This is a genomic window from Bradyrhizobium sp. AZCC 2289 (genome assembly GCF_036924615.1).
Classification (GTDB): domain Bacteria; phylum Pseudomonadota; class Alphaproteobacteria; order Rhizobiales; family Xanthobacteraceae; genus Bradyrhizobium.
Map to the genome: position 1 here is coordinate 8,440,031 of NZ_JAZHRY010000001.1, position 21,244 is coordinate 8,461,274.

Annotated in this window: 24 protein-coding genes; 9 read left to right on the top strand and 15 right to left on the bottom strand. The window is 62.6% G+C overall.

From position 1 onward, the window contains the following. Nucleotides 1–49: 49 nt before the first annotated feature. Nucleotides 50–442: a hypothetical protein gene (locus V1289_RS39615; RefSeq protein WP_309183937.1), complete on the top strand. Its 393-nt coding sequence runs from the start codon at nt 50–52 to the stop codon at nt 440–442. Nucleotides 443–501: 59 nt separating this feature from the next. On the opposite strand, the gene V1289_RS39620 is transcribed toward V1289_RS39615, so the two are convergent. Both V1289_RS39620 and V1289_RS39625 read right to left on the bottom strand, forming a co-directional pair. After that, the gene (locus V1289_RS39620; protein ID WP_334404513.1) at nt 502–2,055 is read right to left on the bottom strand and encodes a hypothetical protein; all 1,554 of its coding nucleotides are present in this window, start codon (nt 2,053–2,055) and stop codon (nt 502–504) included. A gap of 14 nt (nt 2,056–2,069) precedes the next feature. Next, nucleotides 2,070–2,324 (bottom strand): hypothetical protein, encoded by a 255-nt coding sequence (locus V1289_RS39625; RefSeq protein WP_334404515.1) that lies wholly within the window; start codon nt 2,322–2,324, stop codon nt 2,070–2,072. A gap of 309 nt (nt 2,325–2,633) precedes the next feature. Here V1289_RS39625 and pqqA point away from each other — a divergent pair, with 309 nt between their 5' ends. Beyond that, a complete protein-coding gene (pqqA, locus tag V1289_RS39630; RefSeq protein WP_035721241.1) occupies nt 2,634–2,714 on the top strand; it encodes a pyrroloquinoline quinone precursor peptide PqqA in 81 nt (26 codons plus the stop codon). A gap of 113 nt (nt 2,715–2,827) precedes the next feature. Here the strand turns inward: pqqA and V1289_RS39635 are convergent, their stop codons facing one another. After that, nucleotides 2,828–3,136, bottom strand: a complete 309-nt coding sequence (locus tag V1289_RS39635) for an EthD family reductase (RefSeq protein ID WP_074280955.1) — start codon at nt 3,134–3,136, stop codon at nt 2,828–2,830. Between the two features lie 201 nt (nt 3,137–3,337). Here V1289_RS39635 and V1289_RS39640 point away from each other — a divergent pair, with 201 nt between their 5' ends. The 3 genes from V1289_RS39640 to V1289_RS39650 all read left to right on the top strand — a co-directional run bounded on the left by V1289_RS39640 (nt 3,338) and on the right by V1289_RS39650 (nt 6,524). Further along, the gene (locus V1289_RS39640; protein ID WP_334404519.1) at nt 3,338–4,204 is read left to right on the top strand and encodes a hypothetical protein; all 867 of its coding nucleotides are present in this window, start codon (nt 3,338–3,340) and stop codon (nt 4,202–4,204) included. 126 nt (nt 4,205–4,330) lie between these two features. Next, nucleotides 4,331–6,091, top strand: a complete 1,761-nt coding sequence (locus tag V1289_RS39645; RefSeq protein WP_334395305.1) for an IS1634 family transposase — start codon at nt 4,331–4,333, stop codon at nt 6,089–6,091. A gap of 196 nt (nt 6,092–6,287) precedes the next feature. Continuing rightward, entirely contained in the window at nt 6,288–6,524 is a 237-nt protein-coding gene (locus tag V1289_RS39650; protein ID WP_334404521.1) for a hypothetical protein, read from the top strand. 46 nt (nt 6,525–6,570) lie between these two features. Here V1289_RS39650 and V1289_RS39655 read toward each other — a convergent pair whose 3' ends face one another. Genes V1289_RS39655 through V1289_RS39675 form a run of 5 tightly spaced genes read right to left on the bottom strand, consistent with a single transcriptional unit; the run spans nt 6,571 to nt 10,208 of the window. Beyond that, the gene (locus tag V1289_RS39655) at nt 6,571–6,915 is read right to left on the bottom strand and encodes a hypothetical protein (protein WP_334404523.1); all 345 of its coding nucleotides are present in this window, start codon (nt 6,913–6,915) and stop codon (nt 6,571–6,573) included. 34 nt (nt 6,916–6,949) lie between these two features. Continuing rightward, nucleotides 6,950–7,741 carry a pentapeptide repeat-containing protein gene (locus V1289_RS39660; RefSeq protein WP_334404525.1) on the bottom strand — a complete coding sequence of 264 codons (792 nt, stop codon included), beginning with the start codon at nt 7,739–7,741 and terminating at the stop codon, nt 6,950–6,952. Between the two features lie 47 nt (nt 7,742–7,788). Continuing rightward, nucleotides 7,789–8,517, bottom strand: coding sequence for an ABC transporter ATP-binding protein (locus tag V1289_RS39665; protein ID WP_334404526.1), 729 nt, complete (start codon nt 8,515–8,517; stop codon nt 7,789–7,791). After that, nucleotides 8,507–9,244 (bottom strand): ABC transporter permease, encoded by a 738-nt coding sequence (locus V1289_RS39670; RefSeq protein WP_309183948.1) that lies wholly within the window; start codon nt 9,242–9,244, stop codon nt 8,507–8,509. The genes V1289_RS39665 and V1289_RS39670 overlap by 11 nt, the downstream gene beginning before the upstream one ends. Nucleotide 9,245: 1 nt before the next feature. Next, entirely contained in the window at nt 9,246–10,208 is a 963-nt protein-coding gene (locus tag V1289_RS39675; protein ID WP_334407862.1) for an ABC transporter substrate-binding protein, read from the bottom strand. A 105-nt stretch (nt 10,209–10,313) separates the two neighbouring features. Here V1289_RS39675 and V1289_RS39680 point away from each other — a divergent pair, with 105 nt between their 5' ends. Next, nucleotides 10,314–10,673: a hypothetical protein gene (locus V1289_RS39680; RefSeq protein ID WP_309183949.1), complete on the top strand. Its 360-nt coding sequence runs from the start codon at nt 10,314–10,316 to the stop codon at nt 10,671–10,673. 193 nt (nt 10,674–10,866) lie between these two features. On the opposite strand, the gene V1289_RS39685 is transcribed toward V1289_RS39680, so the two are convergent. Both V1289_RS39685 and V1289_RS39690 read right to left on the bottom strand, forming a co-directional pair. Next, nucleotides 10,867–11,697: a quinoprotein dehydrogenase-associated SoxYZ-like carrier gene (locus V1289_RS39685; RefSeq protein ID WP_334407863.1), complete on the bottom strand. Its 831-nt coding sequence runs from the start codon at nt 11,695–11,697 to the stop codon at nt 10,867–10,869. Nucleotides 11,698–11,753: 56 nt separating this feature from the next. Then, nucleotides 11,754–12,680 (bottom strand): quinoprotein relay system zinc metallohydrolase 2, encoded by a 927-nt coding sequence (locus tag V1289_RS39690; protein ID WP_334404529.1) that lies wholly within the window; start codon nt 12,678–12,680, stop codon nt 11,754–11,756. Between the two features lie 377 nt (nt 12,681–13,057). On the opposite strand from V1289_RS39690, the gene xoxF5 reads away from it, so the two are divergent. The 3 genes from xoxF5 to V1289_RS39705 all read left to right on the top strand — a co-directional run bounded on the left by xoxF5 (nt 13,058) and on the right by V1289_RS39705 (nt 16,400). After that, complete coding sequence (xoxF5, locus tag V1289_RS39695) at nt 13,058–14,863, top strand: lanthanide-dependent methanol dehydrogenase XoxF5 (RefSeq protein ID WP_334404531.1); 1,806 nt, start codon at nt 13,058–13,060, stop codon at nt 14,861–14,863. Between the two features lie 78 nt (nt 14,864–14,941). Then, on the top strand, nt 14,942–15,829 hold the full coding sequence (locus tag V1289_RS39700; protein ID WP_442896124.1) for a substrate-binding domain-containing protein: 888 nt from the start codon (nt 14,942–14,944) through the stop codon (nt 15,827–15,829). A gap of 1 nt (nt 15,830) precedes the next feature. Next, nucleotides 15,831–16,400, top strand: a complete 570-nt coding sequence (locus tag V1289_RS39705; RefSeq protein WP_334404533.1) for a PQQ-dependent catabolism-associated CXXCW motif protein — start codon at nt 15,831–15,833, stop codon at nt 16,398–16,400. Between the two features lie 192 nt (nt 16,401–16,592). Here V1289_RS39705 and V1289_RS39710 read toward each other — a convergent pair whose 3' ends face one another. The 5 genes from V1289_RS39710 to V1289_RS39730 are packed head-to-tail and all read right to left on the bottom strand — an operon-like array spanning nt 16,593 to nt 21,082. After that, nucleotides 16,593–17,222, bottom strand: coding sequence for a hypothetical protein (locus V1289_RS39710; RefSeq protein WP_334404534.1), 630 nt, complete (start codon nt 17,220–17,222; stop codon nt 16,593–16,595). Then, entirely contained in the window at nt 17,219–18,067 is an 849-nt protein-coding gene (locus V1289_RS39715) for an ABC transporter permease (RefSeq protein WP_334404536.1), read from the bottom strand. Before V1289_RS39715 ends, V1289_RS39710 begins: the two co-directional genes overlap by 4 nt. After that, entirely contained in the window at nt 18,064–18,885 is an 822-nt protein-coding gene (locus tag V1289_RS39720) for an ABC transporter ATP-binding protein (protein WP_334404538.1), read from the bottom strand. Before V1289_RS39720 ends, V1289_RS39715 begins: the two co-directional genes overlap by 4 nt. Then, nucleotides 18,882–19,859 (bottom strand): YVTN family beta-propeller repeat protein, encoded by a 978-nt coding sequence (locus tag V1289_RS39725; protein WP_334404540.1) that lies wholly within the window; start codon nt 19,857–19,859, stop codon nt 18,882–18,884. Before V1289_RS39725 ends, V1289_RS39720 begins: the two co-directional genes overlap by 4 nt. 41 nt (nt 19,860–19,900) lie before the next feature. Beyond that, a complete protein-coding gene (locus V1289_RS39730) occupies nt 19,901–21,082 on the bottom strand; it encodes an ABC transporter substrate-binding protein (RefSeq protein ID WP_334404541.1) in 1,182 nt (393 codons plus the stop codon). Between the last annotated feature and the right edge of the window lie 162 nt (nt 21,083–21,244).

A 21,244-nucleotide genomic window follows, 5' to 3' on the forward strand; every position in this document is an offset into this window, starting at 1 on the left:
GCACGAACATTGCTTTGTCTAGCTCGCCGGAAAACCAGGAGCGAGGTGGATGAAGCACATCATCCTTTTTCTCAGTATTTTCGGCTACTTGAATACAAATGTTAGCGCCCGCGATCTCGGCCAATGGGACGCCGTCGATCCCTCACTTAAGCAATGGTACCAGGCGCTGATGCAGCCGGACGTTCCAAGTGCGTCATGCTGCGGCGAGGCCGATGCCTATTGGGCTGATGAGGTCCATGTCCGCGACGGCAAAACCTATGCGACCATCACCGATGATCGGCCCGATGAACCGCGAGGTCGACCGCACATCGAGGCCGGAACGGAAATTGAAATCCCGAACAACAAGCTGAAATGGGATCGATCGAATCCAACCGGCCATGGCATCGTATTCCTGAGCCGCAACAGATACGTGTTTTGCTACGTTCAACCCGGCGGCGTCTGATCGGTCGCGTATGGCGTCCCGTGCCGGATTGATCCGGCGAGTTGATGGTACTCGCCGTTTTAACGGCGCGTGCGACAGGCAGCGTTGGCCGCGGCGGGAATGGCCAGGAAGGTGATGGTCGCTGGCGCGAATATCAGCGGGCCGGCGGGCGTCCGATCACCGGTGATCTCCGGAAGATCATCCGTTGTGCTCAGCTCGAGCGCGTGGCCGTTCAGGCGCACGGCGCCGTCGTCCAGCATTGCCGTATCCAGCGTGTAGCGCTCCGAAGCAGCGTCAAGCCTGAGCACGCGCGCTGCATCGCGGTCAGTGTTGATCACCAGCAGGCCGACACCATCAGGCGTGCCATGTTGGCAGTGCGCATAGACGTGAAGGCCGGCCTGGATCGGCACGCCGGACTCGAGCACGGTCGTTCCCATCAGACGCCGCCACAGCAGCGCGCCCCAGTAATTCGGCCGGGGTACAAAATTTTTCTCGTCGAGCAGGCCGTAATCGCTCGCCGCGAGCGTGTTGTGCATCACGATTTGAACGCCGGCCTTCGCCAATCGTCCAAGCTGGTCGAGATATCTGAAAGTATCGAGGAATGTGGCGGCGAGGCGATTGCCGCCGCAGGCAGCCTCCGCGGTCTCGGTCAGCCAGATCGGGTTGCCCGGCTCGAAACGGTCGCGAAGCCGGCGATAGAAATTCAGCGTCTGGTCGGTTCGCGCCAGCCATTGTTCCGAAAGCGCACCATCCGAGGGGCGGGTGCCGGTGCATCGTTCGGACGACGCGCCATAGTGATGGTACGAGAAAACATCCAGGCCGAGCCCGGATGCCGCAAGCAGGCGTGCGGCAGCATCCGTCTCACCCGCCATGCCCGGGCCAAGGATCAGGACGTCGGACGCTTCACGCTTCATGAACGAACGGAATATCGTGAAGTCGCGTCCGTACGCCGCTGCATCGTCGGTGGTCGCCGCTACGCCCGGCGCTGCGACGTTTGGTTCGTTCATGAATTCTGCGGCCGCGATATGGCCTCCGACCGAGGCGGTATAGGCGAGAAGGCGGGACGCCTGATCTGGCGTCCATACGCCGGCCGCGTCGCGGGTGCCCGGGCTGACGGCGAACGACGTCACGATCCGTGCTCCGACGGCGCGCGAGAAATCGATCACGCCGCGCCACTGCTGACGGGTCAGAACGCCGTTGAATCCAGCCGGCGGCGCCGATGGGACCGTGGCCGAATCCGCAAAATAGGTGGCGTTCGCCCAGGTTCCGCTGACACGCAGATAGGCCGGAGCCAACGCGGTGGCGAGTTTTCGCAGCCGAGTGTTGGTCAGATCGATCGGTGCACGCTGCGCAAACAGGTCCGAGCCGGCTTCGAAACGATCCGGACCGTACGGCTTCCAGAATCTTCCGCCGGTCACTTCGACCATTTCGATGTTGTAGGACTGGAAACGTGCGTCGACCTCGCCGATACGAGCCAGCATTGCCGGTGTGACGGATGGCTCGTCGGCCTGAGTGCGCGAGCACGCAAGCGCGATCAGCACCATCGAGATCAGGCCAGCCTGAATTCCGGTGCCGGTCCGGCGAATTCCGCGCGTGCCGCTTCGCTGCGTCGTTCGTGCGCCGGTGTCGCGCATTGGCCGGTGCCCGTTCATCCCGTAGGAATAGGGGGACAGGCGCTCGACCGTGGCTTGGTTCCTCGCTTGTCGACCGGCACCTTGCAATTGTCGATCCGCTGCTCGTCCGTCCACTTCGGCCCGAGCCGCTCCTTGCCGGTCAGCGTTTCCTGCTGGACGGTCGCGTTCGGTGCGGGCTGCTCAGGCGATCGCGCATTCTGGGCGGCCGCGGACCATGTGAGACAGATGGCGAAGATGAAGACGATCGATGTTCCGTACGGGATTCCCATGGTGGCCTCGCAAGATCTCGACGCTGCGGCACTGCGTGAATGGAGAAGCGCGCGATCGAACACCGCCTTGATTTCTCTTTCCACCCGAAACCCGCGTTCGACCGGCGATTGCGGCAATCATATCCTGTCGCGCTTTGTCCGAGCGAAATTTGTCCAAGAGAGAAATGGTTTTGTCCAAGAGAGAAGTATCGGCTCTCAAAGGTGCTTGGCCTGCGCTGTTCCGTACTTGCGCTGTTTCCGAGGCCGCCCTAGGTTCAACCTCGGCGCGACATCGCGCCAAACTACTTGCAAGCTAGTTGGGAGATCGGAATGACCTGGAAAACTCCGAAGATTGTCGAAGTGCCGGTGGGCATGGAAATCAACATGTACGCCTGCGCCGCGCGCAAATAGTCTGCATTCGAAACGATCTGCCCGGCTCCAGCGGCAATCCGCCGCTCGGAGTCGGGCAGGCGTCCGGCCCACGGGCGCATTACACGCACGGCCTCAGCACAGCGGCAAAGCCCTCACACTTCCTTTGAATCGTACAGATAGAGATCCACCCCGCCGGTTGCGAAGTTGGGGAGATCGGCGGCTGCGGCCTGTCCCTGCGGCGACGCCATGCCGGCGGCGAGCGCATCCAACGAGTCGAAATTCAGCTCCGCGGCCAGGTGAACTCCGCTCGGGCCGGCCGGCGTTCTGACCACACCCGTACTGACGTCGTATCGCTTCAGGCCAGGAATTTGCTTCGCAAGCGGAATATGAATCGTGGCGTAGTATTTGTCGAAAGCTGCAGGATCCGTCGGCGTTTTATACAGCACGAGAACTTTTGCCATTTGGTCGCTTCTCCCAATTGTTGTTGCTGGGCGGCCGGGTCGAAGGCCAGGTCCAAGGTTTAAGTCCCCGCATTGCAGCCGATCTGAACGCCGCGATCAAGCGTTCCGATTGCTAGCCGCCGGTTCTGGCATTGTGATAGGGTGAGGTGTCGGCAGCGGTGCTGTCTCCTTCCATTCATCCCAATGGCTTTCGGAATGTGAATGCCCATCAGTGCAAAGACGTTCCGGGCCGCGACGGTGTGCTTCTCGGCGTTGCTCGCGGGCGGCGTTCGTGCCGAGGGCATCGATACCGAGCATCTGTTCGGATTTATGATCGGCACCGATGTCGGCACCGTCGGCGAACGCGAATTCCAGAGCGAGACCACCGGACGATTTACCAAGAACGGCGGCAACTATCGCGCGGTCGGCCAGCAACTCGAACTGGAATTCCTGCCCGCCAATAATTTTCGCGTCGAGATGGGAACCAGCTTTGCGGCGCACGACATCAATGGCGTGATGGGTTTTGACGATCGCCGCGAATTATCCTGGCAGGGCGTTTCCGTCGACTTCCGCTACCGATTTCTCGACAAGGACGCAGCACCCTTCGGACTCACCCTTGCGATGGAAACCCACGCCGACCGCGTCGACGAGACGACCGCTGCGGTGGTGCGGAATTACGGCACGGATTTTACGCTGGCGGTCGACCGGGAGGTGATTCCAAACGTGGCGGTCGCCGCACTCAATCTGACCTATCAGCCGGAATGGATCCGCTTGGCCGGCACCGGCGCGGCGGAGCAGGAATCCACCGTGGGCGCCGCGTTCGGTCTGATGGCGCAAGTACGTCCGGGCATTTTTCTCGGAGGAGAGGCGCGATACTTCCGAAGATACGAGGGGATTGGCCTGGAACAACTCGCGGGCCAGGCGCTGTTCATCGGCCCGACCGCTTATTTCCAACTGTCGCCGCGCTCGCGGCTGACCGCCACCTGGGGCATTCAGGCGTGGGGACATCAGGCCGGATCGAACGCGGCGCTGGATCTCGTCAATTTCGAACGCCACCAGGCGCGGCTGGTTTTCGGCGTCAATTTCTAGCCCGAAGTTTGCTCGTGTCGTCAGGAGAGACTTGAGTCAGTGCAGTGGGTTAGGGTGGGAATGATCCTGTGATTGTGTCCATGTAAGGGGATTCCCAAATCGGCGAGGATATGATTCGATTCGGGCATGTTCATCGAGATGGTGCCCAATCGAGACTCTCCGCCTGCGGTGTTGCTGCGGGAGAGTTATCGCGACGAGCAAGGCCGTTCGCAGAAGCGGACGTTGGCCAATCTCAGCAAGCTGCCGCGTGATATGATCGATACGTTGAAGGCGGTGCTGAAGGGCGGAACGGTCATCGGCACTGGTCCGCAGGAACTGGAAGTCGAGCGCTCATTGCCGCACGGCCATGTTGCGGCGGCGCTTGGAATGATCCGCAAGATTGGCCTCGACCGGTTGATTCTGGGTGCGGCGAAGGATCCGGCCTCGCGACGCTGCTGCGATCTCGTTGTCGCCATGGTGGTTGATCGGTTGATTGCGCCACGATCGAAGCTGGGCTTTGTCCGCGCGATCGATGAGGAGACGGCGGTATCGAGTCTGGGCGCGGTCTTGCACCTTGGCCGGGTCAAGGAGCGGGAGGCCTATGAGGCGCTGGATTGGCTGCTCGAACGTCAGGGCCGCGTCGAAAATGGCTTGGCGCGGCGGCATCTCGAAGACGGCGTGCTGGTCCTCTATGACGTCAGCTCATCTTACTTCGAGGGCCGCTGCTGCCCGCTGGCGCGCTATGGCCACAGCCGGGATCACCGCAAGGACCGGCCGCAAATTGTCTATGGGCTGCTCTGCACACGCGAGGGACTGCCGATCGCCGTGGAGGTGTTCGACGGCAACACCGCGGATCCCTCAACCTTGAGCGCGCAGATCGAGAAGGTGAAGGATCGCTTCAGGATCAGTCGTCTGGTGCTGGTCGGAGATCGCGGCATGATCACCTCGGCCCGCATTCGCGACGAACTTAGGCCCGCGAATCTCGATTGGATCACCTGCCTGCGTGCACCGGCGGTGCAGGCGCTGGCCGCGGAAAATGGGCCGTTACAGCTGTCGTTGTTCGATGATCGCGATCTCGCCGAAATCAGCGCGCCGGACATGTTCCCAGGCGAACGGCTGATCGCGTGCCGCAATCACGACCTCGCCGCCGAACGGGCGCGCAAGCGTGAGGACTTGTTAGCAGTGACTGAACGCGAACTGGCCCGGATCGAAGCCAAGGTCCGGCGCAGGAACGCTCCCTTGCGTGACGCTGCCGAAATAGGTCTGGCGGTCGGCGCGGTTCTTAACAAAAGAAAGATGGCCAAGCACTTCGTCGTTACGATCCGCGATGGTCATCTCTCCTGGCATAGACGGCTCGATCAGATCGAGGCAGAGGCGCGCCTCGACGGCATCTATGTGATCCGAACCAGCATGCCTGCCGAGCATCTGAATGCCGCAGAAGCAGTTCAGGCCTACAAGGATCTCTCGCACGTCGAACGGGCATTCCGATCCCTGAAGAGCGTCGATCTGGAAATCCGGCCGATCCGTCATTGGACCGCGGACAGGGTGCGGGCTCATGTCTTCCTGTGCATGCTCGCCTACCATGTCGAGTGGCTCCTACGGGAGGCCCTAGCGCCGCTGTTGTTCCACGACACCGATCTGGCAGCAGCCAAAGCGGAGCGAACTTCTCCAGTTGCGGCCACCGCACCGTCAGACGTCGTCAAGGTCAAGAAGACAACCAGGCGATCGGCAGACGGTCAGCGCGTCATGAGCTTCGGTGACCTCATTGCGCATCTCGGAACACTCGCTCGCAACACCATGCACGTGCCCGCGCGCCCCAAGCACCGCTTTACCCTTCACTCCAAACCAACCGCCCTCCAGGAGGCGGCCTTCGATCTGCTCGGGCTCAATCCCGTTCGTGTCCAGTAACCGAGTAGCCTCGCGGACGAATGATCAAACCGCATCAGATACTTATGCGATTCATGGGTGAAAACTTCGGTCTAGCGCTGATGGCCACAAGAGCGCGGCCCGGCGTCCGAATTTTCACGGTGGCGTGAAACTTACCGCCCCCGAATACGTCTCTCTCTCTCTGTGATATCTTTCTGACGATGTGGGGATGTCAGGCATGAATCCGATCGATCTGATCGTAACGGTATGCGCCGTGCTGTCACCGGCCACCTGCGAAGAGACCCATCTGGTGTTCAACTGGAGCGGTTCGTTGCAGCAATGCGTGATGGCGGCGCCGCCGTATATCGCCCAATGGGTCGGCGAGCATCCGAAGTGGAACGCGGTCAGATGGCGCTGCGAATATCCGCACGCCAACGACAAGGCGGATGCAGGCAAGGCGACGCCTGCGGGCTGAATCCTGACGTGACGGCGCGGGCCGCGGAGATGACCGCTGCAGGGCACTACTTCTTGCAGTCCTTCAAATCCTTGTCGGCGATCGAAAACACCGCATCGGCCTTGATCTCGATGTCGCGCACAACGCATTGCTTTGAACCGGCATAGCTGACCTTGGCATCGTAGCGTCCGGGTTCCACGCCGGTGATGCGCAGGCGCTCGTCGTGATCGACCTCCTTGTCCTTGTCGTTCAGGGTCTGGTTCGGCCCCCACTCATTCTTGCCGGCGGGCGAAAGCTGAAAGCCGGAAATGGTCGCGGTGGTCAGGTTCCACAATCGGATGCCTTTGCCCTGCGCGGCAAGTTCGCCGGCACTCGCTAACAACAGCGCGATCGAAGCCAGAATCCATCGCATCAGGTAATCCTCCTAAGTGGAACGCTTGGAATCGTCACTCTTTTATCAGACGGTCGCGATTTTTTGCCTTGTCGAAATTTTTTGCCTGGCCGAGGCCAATCGGGGCGACCAACTTCACTGAAACGAGATCGGCGCCGTCGAAATCGGTGTCGATGACCGTGACACCGGTCAAGTCGGCTCCCCCGAGCTGCGCGCTCTTGAGAGATGCACCGGTGAGGTCGGCGCCCTTCAGGGAGGCAAATTCGAGATCGACGCGAGACAGGTCAGCGCCGCGGGCGTTCAGTCGCTCCAATTTGGCGGATTTCAGAACCGCGCGCATGAGACCCATCGACTGGTTACGCATGTCGGCGCCCAAATTCGCGTCCGCGATCGAGGCTCCGACGAGACTTGCGCCCGTAAGGTCAGCCGCAACGCGTGCTCCCGACAGATCGGCGCCGTCGAGGCGGGCGCGAGCCATCTGCGAGGCGAACAGGTTGGCGCCCTTCAGGCTCGCGCCCGTCAGGTCCGCGTCGAGCAGCCATGCCTGGTCGAGAACCGCACGATCGAGTCTCGCGCCGGCGAGCCTCGTCTTGTTGAGCCGTGCTGCGCGAAAAATCGCGCCGGACAAATTGAGCCCGGAAAGGTCGAGGCCGGACAATCGCTTTCCGGTGAAATCGGCGGGCGCGGCGATGGTCGCCGCAGCAAGCGCGGCCTCGACCTCTTCGCGGGTCATTTCGGCCGAGACCATATCGGGCGACAACAGGTCAACGTCACGCATCATGTCCTGCGCTGTCGCCGCAGTGACAAGACCAAGGGCGAGCGCTGCGGTCGCGATCGTGCGTTTCATCGTCAACTCCGCCGATAGTGTATTTTAGCACGCGCCTCAAGCACTGCCTATGAGGCATCTCGCTCGATGCGATCGCCATTGATCCGCCGGGCGATGTCGATCTTGATCGCAGCGATCTCGGCGTCTCCCCGAGCGTTGCGCGGTGTGAGGATTGGCAGGTCGGCGAGAATCCGTGCCGGTCTCGGCGACAGCAGGAACAGGCGGTCGCCGAGACGAACCGCGTCGTCCACGTCATGGGTAACCAGGAGTGTCATCACGGAACGGCTGTCCACCAACATGGCAATCTGTTCGCGCAGGCGCGCGGCCAGCGCCTCGTCCAGCGAGGCCAGCGGTTCGTCGAGAATCAGGAAATCCGGATCGATCGCGAACGCGCGGGCGAGCGCTACGCGGCGGGCGAGGCCGAGCGACAATTCGCCCGGGAAATGGCTGCGATGCGCGTTCAATTCGAGAATGGTGAACAGCGCCGAAAGTTTAGCGTCATCGGCGTGCGGGGCGACGAGCCGCACATTTTCCTCGACCGATCGCCAGGGCAGTAATCGCGGCTCCTGGAACACCATGCCGAGCCGTGCGCCGGCCGGCCGTGACACGCGCCCGCTGAAGTCATGATCGAGGCCGGCGAGAATTTTGAGCATCGTACTCTTGCCGCAGCCGGACGGGCCGACGAAAACGCCAACCTCTCCGGCGCCGAGCGCAAAGTTGACGCCGGCAAGCACGTGCTGCCGCCCGCCCGCCGCGTTCTCAAACGTCTTGCTTTCGATATCGACCTCAAGCTGCACGGGGGCGCCACCGGGATAAGCGGGCTTCAAATGGCTGCACCAGCGCGGTTTCGATGATGAGAACGACGGCGGCAAAACTCAAGGAGTAGGCGAGCAGAAGCGGGATGTCGAACAGCTGGAAGGCGACGCCGATCTCGAAGCCGACGCCGTTGGGGCGGCCGAGCAACTCGGCGACCAGCACGATCTTCCAGACCAGCGACAATCCCGATCGCGCGGCGGCCGCGATATAGGGCGCAAGTTGCGGCAGGACCACGTGCCGGAACGCGCGCCAGCGCGGGATCGCAAACACCGTGGCCATTTCGTCGAGCGCCGCATCGAGCGCGCGGGTTCCCTCGCGCAGGGTGACGACGGCGGTCGGAAGCTTGTTGATGGCGATGGCCGCGATCGCGGCCACTTCCGTCAGCCCCGCCCAGATATAAGCGAGCACGATGACGACGAGCGCCGGCAAATTGAGCAGCAGGATCAGCCAGGGATCGCCCAGCCGGTTGGCCAGCCGCACCCGGCCCATCAAATAGCCGATGGCCGAACCGATCGACATTGCGAGCGTGAAGGCAAGCGCAACGCGCGCCAGCGTGACGCCGAGATTGAGGAACAGCGCGCCGGAACGCGCCTCCGTCATCATCGCCGCGAGCACGACGGGCGGCGGCGGCAGCTTCTCGGGCCCGGCGAGCAGCGCTGCGATCCACCAGGTCGCCAGGAACACGATGAAGGACAGCAGACGCAGCACCTCAGTCTCCGGCGATTGCGTGGAAGAAGGTGCCGGGCTCGAGCTCCGGCGCCGGCCCGACCAGTTCGCGGCCGCCGACATCAGCCAGCACACGATAGAGGATACGCGCGTCGGCCTCCTCGTCGGCGATCGGGCGGCGCGGGATTCCTTCCCGGTAACGATCGCGGTAGACGCGCAGCGTCGCGGCATCGGAGGTACCCGTCAGCGGCGCGATCTTCTCCCACTCCGCATCCGAGGTCGACAAGATCTCCTTTGCCTTGCGGGTCATCGCGATGAAGCGCGCGACCACATCGCGGTTGGCGTTGCCCCAGCCTTCGTCGAAGACGTAGCCCACCATCGCGATGCGGCCCTTGGCGCCAAGCTTCGGCAGAATATCCTCGATGCCGGCGACGCGGCGAAAACCTTTGGCTTCCAGTGCTGCGCAGAAATTCCAGTAATTGATGGTGGCGTCCATTTCGCCGCCGAGCATCTTTGCCGTCAAAAGCGGCGGCGCGCCGTAGACGATCGTCGCTTCCGACTTCAGGTCGATGCCGTCCTGCTTCAGCCGGGCTTGCAGCAGCAGCCAGCTCTTGTCGATCGGGCCGCCGGCAACCGCGAGCTTGCGGCCTTTCAAATCGGCCAAAGTCCGGATCGGGGAGGCGTCCGGCACCATCACGGCACCGAGCGCGCTCGAATAAGGATAGAATGTCAGTTTGGCGCCAAGCGCGCGTTCGCGCGACACCCACAGCCAGTCGGACACCATCATATCGGCATTCCCGGCACGCAGCGCGATCTTGCCGGCCTCCGCGCTCGCCAGTTCGGTCACTTCGATCGACAGATCGGCCTGCTTGTCGAGATCGTGCGCGCGGACAACCGCCAGTTCCCACGCAAATGTTCCGGTTTTCTGCACGGCGAGACGGATCGTCTCCGCGCCGTAACAGCTGGCCGCTTGCGCGACAGCGAAAACGGCTGCGGCCAGCAGCATGCGAACAAAGAATTTCATTGTCGGTCGGGCCGTTTCCTCAGGTCATGTTCTTTTCAGCATGGCAGTCATAGCATAGCTTCCGCAAGAAGCAGCGGGAGGCTGGCCATGAGATTTGCCGGATCGGTACGACCTATTGTCGCCGCAGTCGCAGCCCTTGCGGCGACGGCGGGGATCGCGGGCGCCGAGGATTTCAACGACTATCCGACCTCGGCGCGCGCCGAATATGTGTTCGGCTGCCTGAAAGCCAATGGCGAGACGCGGCAGGCGATCGAGCAATGCTCCTGTTCGATCGATGTCATTGCATCGCTGGTGCCCTATGACCGCTATGTCACGGCCGAAACCGTCCTGAGCATGTCGCAGGTCAGGGGAAATCTGGGCGGACAATTCCGCTCCTCCGAACAGGCGGCCAACGCGCTCAACGATCTCCGGCGCGCGCAGGCGGAGGCGGAGGTGAGATGTTTTTGAGGGGGCTCCGCTTTCCGTCATGGACGGGCATAGCCGTCAAAAGGACGGCGTCGCTCCCGCTCGCCGATGCCCGGCCATCCACGTCTTTCTTGCTGTGAGACTGCAAGGACGTGGATGCCCGGCATCGCAGACAAGTTTACGCGCTCTGCGCAAGGCAGACTGCTATCGCCGGGCAAGACGAGCTTGGTACCCATCAAATCCCGGAATCGTCGATCTTCCATTTGTGCTCGAACACGTGGTCGTCGGTATCCTTGGCCTCGGCACGGAAACGCTTGGCACCGTTGGAGACATAGGTGAAGCGGATATTGGGGTCTTCCGAAATCGAAATGCCGCCTTCCATCGCCAACACCAGACTATCATCCTGCGTTAGCCGCAATTCGTTGACGAAGAAGGGCGGAATGTAGAGCTGTGTGACCTGGTCCATCTGCAGGCCGGAATTGTTGGGATGGCCGATCATGATCTGGGCGTCGCGGGTGCCGCTGACGGGACCCTGGCCGGCCTTGGCGAATTGTCGGTATCGCATCTGGCCGAGCCTCGCCTTGGCTTCATCGGCATTCTTGACGGCGGGCGCCGAACAACCGCCGGAGGCCTTGACGTAGGTCTTGGTGACGTAGAGCTTGCCGTCGCTGAGCTCGGCCACCGCATGAACATCGGTATAATTGTTGACGCGCACGCGGGTCGAGATTTCCGAGACATTGGCGTCCGGTCCGAGTTCGAACTTCGCCGCCATCGGCGCCGGATTCTGGTCGATCACCAGCGTGATCGTCTTGACGCGTCGGGTATCGCCGGGCGAAAGTTTTGTGCGCAGGGTCACCGGGACGATCGCCGCATCCTCGGCGCGGTAGGGCATCTCGATCGCGATCACCTCAGTGCCGTCGTTCATCGGACGGTTGTTGAAGATGTCCTGGACCAGGCCGGGCCACGGATCATAGGCCTCGGCGGTTGCCGCAGGTGCTGCGCGCGCGCCGAACGCGGCGCTCAAAACGCCGGCAATGCAGAGCAGACGGAAATGAGTTCCGAACATGGTCCGCGTCCTCGCGAGGATCGAAGCAACGATATCAACATAGGGCATCGCGGCGGCTATTCCCATTCAATTTCCGAAAATGCTGCGGTCGCGTTACGCGCGTTGTAATCTTCGAACAATTGCCAGCGCGGCCGCTCGGAGGCGGCGGCGGTATCGGCGGCGACCGTGATCGGCGCGCCGCGGGCGACCAGCGCGCGAACATCGGAGGCCAGCGTGTCGAGGTAGCGGCGTTCGTCAGCGAGCGCCGCCGGCCATTCGCTCACGGCTCCGTGACCGGGAACCACGCGTTGCGCGGGCAGGGCGGCGAGTTGGTCCATCGCGCCGAGCCAGCCGCGAATACTGCCGTCCATCACCGGGACATGGGTGAGGAACACGAGATCGCCCGCAAACAGCGTTTTGCTTTCTTCATCGAGCACGGTGAGATCGCTGTCGCTGTGGGCAACCGGCCACGCCTTCAAGGTCAGGCTTCGCGCGCCAAGATCGAGTGTGATGGTGTCGTCGACCAGCAGTGTCGGCGGCACCAGGCGGACCTCGTCGATCAGTTGCTCGCCCATGATTCGGCGAAACGCATCGATATAGAATTGCCCGCGTGCGGCCAGCGCCCGGGGCAGGTTCCCGTGACCGACAAACACCGTGCCGTCGTGCACGAAGGCCGCGTTGCCGAAGACGTGATCGGGATGGCCGTGGGTGTTGATGACGTATCGGATCGGCTTGTCGGTGCGGGCGCGGATCGCTGCCAATAGTTCGCGCGCTTCGCGAACGCTGCCGCCGCTATCGATCACCGCCACCGCGCTGGCGCCAATGATGAAGCCGACATTGGCTATCGCGCCGTCATTCTCGCGCGTCATCAGCGCGGTCTGGCCGTCACGCACGAACACGCCGGCGGTGATTTCACGGACGGCGAGTTGTTGTTGCTGCGCAAACGAGAGTGTCGATGCGCCGAGCAGGGCGAGCGCAGCAATTATCAAAAGGCGGCGAACCATTACACTCCTGCCTCCGTCTCGCCACGAAGCGCTATCGACGGATTCTTGTTCCATCGCCGAGGCTGGTTTGCGTCGCAGCAAGCGATTCCCGAAGCCAAACCACCGCAAGGACTATTCCTGTTGCACGCTCCAATCGGGAAGCATAGCTTTTTGATCGTCCCCGGCTTCTGCTCGACTTCGGTTCATTGAGAGCGCCGATATCCATTGGAAGCTGGCCAAATTGACCAGGCGAAAGTGCAATCGCTTTCGCTTACGAGCAAACCGGCTTCGCTCTTGGGCAAGTTTCCCATTGCCGGACGGGATAGGGATAGGAACGAATAATGGAAGGCTGGGCCGCTCCGCGGAAACCCACAGCTCATAAATGGGAGGATTTGACGATGCGCAAGGTGCTATTTGCGACCGGTCTTGGCGCGATGGCGGCGTTCGCCGCAGGAAGCGCTACAGCCAACGAAGAACTCAACAAGATGTCGCAGGACCCCAAGGGCTGGGTCATGCCGACGGGTGACTACGCCAATACGCGCTACTCCAAGCTCAACCAGATCAACGCGGCCAATGTCGGCAAGCTGCAGGTCGCCTGGACTTTCTCGACCGGCGTGCTGCGCGGCCACGAAGGCGGACCGCTGATCATCGGTAACATGATGTACGTCCACACCCCGTTCCCCAACAAGGTCTATGCTCTTGACCTTTCCAAGGACAACCAGATCGTCTGGAAGTATGAACCCAAACAGGATCCGAACGTCATCCCGGTGATGTGCTGCGACACGGTCAACCGTGGCGTTGCCTATGGCGACGGCAAGATCTTCCTGCATCAGGCCGACACCACCCTGGTTGCGCTCGATGCCAAGACCGGCCAGGTGGTATGGACCGCCAAGAACGGCGATCCCAGCAAGGGCGAGACCGGAACCTCGGCGCCGATGGTGGTCAAGGACAAGGTGCTGGTCGGGATTTCCGGCGGTGAGTTCGGCGTCCAGGCGCACATGACCGCCTACGACATCAAGACCGGCAAGCAGGTCTGGCGGGCGTTCTCGGAAGGACCGGATGACCAAATCCTGGTCGACCCCGAGAAGACCACCGCACTCGGCAAGCCGGTCGGCAAGGATTCCAGCCTGAAGACCTGGCAAGGCGATCAGTGGAAGATCGGCGGCGGCGCGACCTGGGGCTGGACCTCCTACGATCCCGCGCTCAACCTGGTCTATTACGGATCGGGCAATCCCTCGACCTGGAATCCGAAACAGCGTCCCGGCGACAACAAATGGTCGATGACGATCTGGGCACGTGATCCGGACACCGGCATGGCCAAGTGGGTCTACCAGATGACGCCCCATGACGAATGGGATTATGACGGCGTCAACGAAATGATCCTGAGCGATCAGAACGTCGGCGGCGCGCCGCGCAAGCTGCTGACGCATTTCGATCGTAACGGCCTCGGCTATACGCTCGACCGCGCCACCGGCGAATTGCTGGTTGCCGACAAGTACGATCCGAAGGTCAACTGGACCTCCGGCGTCGACATGGACAAGAACTCGCCGACCTACGGCCGTCCGAAGGTTGTCGATGCGTACTCGACCGACAAGCAGGGCGAGGACCACAACAACAAGGGCATCTGCCCGGCCGCGCTGGGCTCCAAGGACGAGCAGCCGGCAGCCTACTCTCCGGACACGCAGCTGTTCTACGTGCCGACCAACCACGTCTGCATGGACTATGAGCCGTTCAAGGTGAGCTACACCGCCGGCCAGCCCTATGTCGGGGCGACGCTGTCGATGTATCCGCCTCCCGGCGAAACCAACATGGGCAACTTCATTGCCTGGGACGGCAAGACCGGCAAGATCGCATGGTCGAACAAGGAGCAGTTCTCGGTCTGGTCGGGAGCGCTCGCGACCGCCGGTGGCGTGGTGTTCTACGGCACGCTGGAAGGTTACCTGAAGGCGGTCGATGCCAAGACGGGCAAGGAACTGTACAAGTTCAAGACCCCGTCCGGGATCATCGGCAACGTCACGACCTATGAGCAGGGCGGACGGCAGTATGTGGCCGTGCTGTCCGGCGTCGGCGGCTGGGCGGGCATCGGCCTTGCGGCCGGTCTGACCGATCCGACCGCGGGCCTCGGCGCCGTCGGTGGTTATGCTGCGCTGAGCAACTACACCGCGCTCGGCGGAGCCCTGACGGTGTTCGCGCTGCCGAAGTAAACCGGGCTAACCTCGTTCCGGCGCATGGGTCGTTTCCCATGCGCCGGTTCGTTTCCATCTGACATCGAGGACAAGCTCTTGCGTCAAAATACCGGGCTCCATCGTGCGCTGCTGGTTTCACTGCTCGCGATCGCCGCAACGCTTGTCAGCCGGGACATCTGCCGTGCGCAGACCAGCGAAAGCGGCGACCTCTCGATCGAGCTGGTCGATCCCAAGGTGTTGCGCGTCTGCGCCGACCCGCGCAATTTGCCGTTCTCGAACGAGAAGGGCGAAGGCTTCGAGAACAAGCTCGCCGAATTTTTCGCCGAAAAGCTTCAGAAGAAGCTCGACTACATGTACTTCCCGCAGGCGACGGGTTTCGTTCGGATGACGCTCGGCTCGCATCGTTGCGACGTCATCATGGGTTTTCCGCAAGGCAACGATCTCGCCCAGGGCACCAACCCCTATTACCGCACGGCGTACGCGCTGGTCGTCAAGCAAGGCAGCGGTCTCGACGACGTCGCGACGCTGGAAGACGGGCGGCTGAAAGGCAAGCATATCGGCATCGTTGCCGGCACGCCGCCCGCCACCAACATGGCGGTCAACGGTTTGATGATGAATGCCAGGCCCTATCCGCTGATGATCGACACCCGCTTCGATTCGTCGGCGGAGGCCATGATCGGCGATCTCCAGAAGGGCGAGATCGACGCCGCCGTGCTGTGGGGGCCGATGGCGGGCTTCTATGCCAAGAACGCCAGCCCCGCGCTCCATGTCACGCCGCTGGTCAAGGAAACCACCGGACCCAAGCTCGCCTATCGCATCGGCATGGGCGTGCGGCCGGCCGACCAGAACTGGAAACGGCAACTCAATCGTTTGATCCAGGAGAACCAGCCGGCCATCAACAAGATACTGCTCGATTTTGGCGTTCCCTTGCTCGACGAGAACGACCGGCCGATCGGCGCGGAGACCGCAACGAAGTCGCCATGAGATGTGGAAGCTCGCAGGCTTGATCCTTGCGACGTTTGCAACTACGGCCCCGGCGTATCCGCAGCCGCTCGTACCCGAGCCTGGCGGCTACCGCATGGATGATTATCGCACGCTCGTCCCGGAAACGCTCGCCGGCGCACGCGTGCTCACGACCGCGGAGGCCGAGACGATCTGGCGCGCCAAGAGCGGGGCTTTCATCGACGTGCTGCCGCGCCCGCCGAAGCCGCCCAATCTCCCCCCTGGTACGGTCTGGCGCGACAAGCCGCGGTTCAACATACCCGGCAGCATCTGGTTGCCGGACACCGGTTACGGAAAGCTGGCGGAAGCGACCGAAGACTATCTGCGGCGCGGCCTTGCCCGCGCCTCCGGCGGCAACAACGCGGCGCAGCTCGTGATCTATTGCCTGACCGATTGCTGGATGTCGTGGAACGCGGCCAAGCGCGCGCTGTCATACGGCTACACCAATGTGGCCTGGTATCCGGAAGGCACGGATGGCTGGGAGCGCGCCAGTTTGCCGACTGCAGAATCGCAACCGGAGCCGCGGGCGGGTGAGGAGAAGTCGCCGCGTTAGGGGTGAATTGGCGAAGCAATGTCGAAGCCGTCATCCTGAGGTGCGAGCGTAGCGGTGCACTTGCACCGCTGGGCGAGCCTCGAAGGATGGGTCACGGGCCGTATTCATCCTTCGAGGCGCGCAAGAGCGCGCACCTCAGGATGACGAGAGACCGCGCGAGCGCTTCCGCTACGCTCGCTTCCGCGGCGCCCGCTACTCCATCTCCTGCTGGATCGCGCGGCCCAGTGCGAACAGGCGCTGGTCGATCGCGGTCGGCACCTCGCAGACGAATTTGACCACGCGCCGCCGGTCCTCGAAAATCCGGGTTTCCCAGGTCAACTGGTTGCCGAGTTCATCGACCTTGGGCTGATCGGGCGGGTTTGCATCCTGCAGCGCCTGCAGCGCCACCGTATCGGAGCGGATCTTGTCGGCGGCCTCGCGCTGCTTGCGCATGACACGTTCGAGCCCGTTCATGACCTGGGAACGCTGCGCATTGAGCGTATCGAACAGGCCGGCGAACAGCAGCTTTCCCGTCGTGGTCTTCTCCGTCGTCGAGCCTGTCAGAAATTCCGTGATGTCCTTCTGGGCTTCCTCGATCGGGATCCGCCGTGCGGCCAGTTTCGACACCAGCGCGGCTACCTTGGCATCGTTCTTCCATTTGTCCTGGACGTCGTCGAGCGGGGGCCCGGCCCATACGGCGGCGAGTGAAATCTCCGGCACCTTGGCCTGGGCGCACGGCCAGTCCGGGTAGCGCGGATCGGCGGCAAGGCACGACCCCGTCGATGCCGCGACGGCGAACAACGCCAAGGTCGCACTGCTCCATTTCGCACTACTCCATTTCATGTCTCGCCTCCGGCGGGCCCGCGGCGGATCAGGCCGCGCGACGGGTCATAGGCATAGATCGCGCCGATCATGAAGGCCGCGGTGCAGGAGCCCACGACCGCCAGCGAAAGCCAGTTGATCTGTCCGTACAGCGCGAAGCGGATCAACTCGACCGCGTGGGTAAACGGATTGAACAAGCAGACATAATACAGCATCGGGCTACCCTCCTGCACCCGCCACAGCGGGTACAGCGCGGAGGAAGCAAAGAACATCGGGAAGATGACGAAATTCATTACCCCGGCAAAGTTCTCGAGCTGCTTGATGCCGGACGAGATCAGCATGCCGAGCGCGCCCAGCATCAATCCCGACAGGATCAGCCCGGGCAACACCGTGAGATAGCCGATTGGCGGCGGCGCGATATCCCAGAACCAGGCGATCAGCAAAAAGGCATAGACCTGGAGCAGCGACACCGCGGTTCCCGCCAGCAGCTTGCAGAACAGCAGATACCATCGCGGCAGCGGGCTCACGAGCAGCGTGCGCATATTGCCCATCTCGCGGTCATAGACCATCGACAGCGAGGACTGCATGCCGTTGAACAGCTGGATCATCGCCATCAATCCGGGCGCGATATAGACCTCGTAGGGGATGTAGGTTTCGTAGGGCGGGATGATGGAAATGCCCAGCACCTGACGGAAGCCGGCGGCGAAGATGAACAGCCACACCAATGGTCTTACCAGCGCCGAGACGAAACGTTCGCGCTGGTGCAGGAAGCGCAGCGCCTCGCGCCACACGATGCCGTTCAGGCAGGTGAGATATTCCGACAGCGAGAAGCCGCTCTGGTTTTGCCGTGCGGTCAGGGAACTCATGGCGTCGCGCTCCCGGATACTGCCGCCGCGCCGGTCAGGCGCATGAAGGCGGTGTTGACGTCCTGCGCGCCGGCATCGGCGACGACGCGCCCGACGGGGCCGTGCGCCAGCACGCGGCCCTGATGCAGCACCACGAGGTCATCGCTCGATATGATCTCGTCGAACAAATGCGTCGCCCACAGCACGCCAATGCCCTGCTCGGTGACGAGCTGGCGGACATGGGTGAGGATGTCGGCGCGCGCCTTGACGTCGAGCCCGACGGTCGCCTCGTCGAGCAGCAGCAGACGCGGGCGATGCAGCAGGGCGCGCGCGATTTCCAGCCGCCGCATCTGGCCGCCGGAGAGGTCGCGCACCTTGCTGCCGGCGCGGTCGGCAAGTCCGATGCGCGTCAGCACCTCGTCGCTGCGCAGCCGCGCGTCGCGCCGTGCGATGCCGTGCAGGGCGGCGTGATACAGCAGGTTTTGCGTCACCGAGAGGTCGAGATCGAGCGTGCGCGGCTGGAACACGACGCCGAGCTGCCGCAGCGCTTCGCCGGGCGCCTGCCCGATGTCGTGGCCGAAAATGCTGATGCGTCCGGTCTGGATGCCGAACAGCCGCGTCACCAGCGAGAACAGGGTGCTCTTGCCCGCGCCATTGAGGCCGAGCAGCGCCGTGAAACTTGCCGGCGCCACCGCAAAATTGATGTCGATGAGGGCGCGCCGCGGGCCATAGGAATGGCTGACGCCATCGATCGATAACGCCGATACTCCGGCGGGTTCGTTCCGCGGCGGGACGTCCGGCACGATCCGGCCAGCGGCTTTTGCGTCGGTCGCGGTCATTGCGGCGCCATCGTAATGCCCCAGGGCAGTTCGCCGACCTGGATGGTCTTGATCACCTTCTGCGCCGTCACATCGATTACCGAGACGTCGTTGGAGACGCCATTGGTCACCAGCAGATATTTTTCGTCCGGGGTGAAGGCCATATGCCAGACCCGCTGGCCGACCAGAAGATATTTTGTCACCTTGTGGCTTGCGGCATCGACGACCGCGATGCGGTTGGCGGGGCCGAGGGCTATGAACGCGGTTTTGCCATCCTTGGTCATGCCGATGCCGACCGGCTGGATCGCTTCACGCCGCAGGCCGGGTATCTCGAAGGTGACCTTGCCGGTCACCGCGTGTTTGGCGGGGTCGATGATCGACACCGTGCCGCCGATCTCCGAGGACACCCACAATTCGGAACCGTCGCGCTTGAATTCGGCAAAGCGCGGCCGCGCATCGACCAGCACATTGGCGACGATCTGGTGCGTCGCGGTGTCGATGAAATGCGCCATGTTGGTGGTCTCGGACGTGTTGATCAAAATCTTGCCGTCCGGGCTGATCGCCATACCCTCGGGCTCGACGCCGACCTGGATGTCCCCAAGACGGGCGCGCTTCTCGAGGTCGATGATCGTCACCGTGTTGTCGTTCTCGTTGGCGACATAGAGCACCTTGCCCTGGGCATCCTGGGTGAACAGCTCCGGATCGGGTCCGGAGGGCAGGGTATCCACCACCGCTTGCGTCTTGGCGTCGATCACCTGGATGGTGTCGTCGTCGCCGACTGCGACCATCACGAATTTGCCGTCCCGCGTGAACTCGATGCCGCGCGGCCGCTGGCCGACTTTGATGGTGTTGGTGACGGCCCATTTGTCGGTGTCGATCACCGACACCGTATTGCCCTTCTCATTCGACACATAGGCGATGAAGGCCGAGGCGGGGGGCGCGGCGGCGGCGAGCCACAGAGCCGTGCCGGCAAGCAGGTAGCAGCGACGCCACATCAGCGAACTCCAAATCTTCCTTAAAGGCTGCTTCAATTGCTTCACAGCAGCTTGCATTTGGTTTCGGGCCGATCGACCCCCAGCGTATCGAGTTCCGAGACCTGGTGCAGGAAACCTTCCTGCGGCGAGACCGAAACCACCATGCGTCCGTCGACCAAGAGAATGGGCTGGCGAAGCTGCAGGTTCCAGTCCCGCAGTGTCAGCCGTGTGCCCTTGAACGCTGCGACGGAAAAATCGGGTCCTTTAAGAAAGCTGAATACGACCTTTGGATCGCCCGAATTGGTGCGCGACGTCGCCTCGCCGATCAAGCGGGCGGCGGTCCAGGCCTGCATGTCCGTTGCCGTCATGCGCCGGGAGTTCAATTTCATAAAACGGTTCTGCATCTGGACCGCGCCCCACTGATCCTGCGACGCGTCCCAACTGGTCGGCACCAGTCCCGCCGAACCCGCGACCGGCCGCGGGTCCCAGGTCCGGTAAGGCAGGTAGGAAGCAAACACTTCGCTTTCGTCGGCCGCGACCAGAACGTCATAGGCCGGCGCAGCTTGCGTGAACACCGGCATCTGCCGCTGGATCAGCGTGACGCCGCTGTCGGTGCGCCGGGCGCCGCCGGTGTCCTCAAAGGTTCGCTCCTGGACGATTTTCGCGCCAAAGCGCGCCGCGGCGCGCCGCAGCGCATCGGCATAGAGCTTATCGGTGTCGTGCGAGCCGGCCACCAGCAGCCAGCGCTTCCACTGTTTCCACACCAGATATTGCGCCAGCGCGTCCGCCAGCATCGACCGGGTCGGCGCCACATGGATCACATTGGCGCGGCAGTCCTGTTCACGCAGCCGGTCGTCGATCGCACCGGCGTTCAGCAGCACGGTTCCGCGATCGCGCAGCGTGTCGGCGGCTTTCAGCAGCGCATCCGCCGGAAGATCGACGATGATGAAGCCGTTATGACCGGCGAGCGCCAATGCAGCCTTGGCGACATCATCGCTCTCCTTGAGGCGAACCTCCTCGAGGGTAAAATGCTGATTGAGGAACTTGCCGGTGGTGTTGTTGTCCTCGATCGCAAGCCGCGCGCCGGCGATGCCGTCGTTATCCGCGGGCTGCTCGACCAGCGATATCTTCGGTTTGACGCCGGTGTGGCCGAGATAGCCGATGCCGATCTCTGTCACGTCGGCCGCGAGCGCGTGGGTAGCCACGACGCAGAAGCCGATCGCACCGACCAACCATCGGAACATGCATCCTCCCGACACGCCTCCTCGCCTTGATCGACGATGGAGGGACGCTTTATCTGCAAGAACTGTCTATTCCAAAAGAACTCTTGGCGTGATTCATGACCGAATTGCCCGGGCTTGCAACCCCGCATTTTGTCGTTGCGGAGGCTTGCATTTCACGGTTCA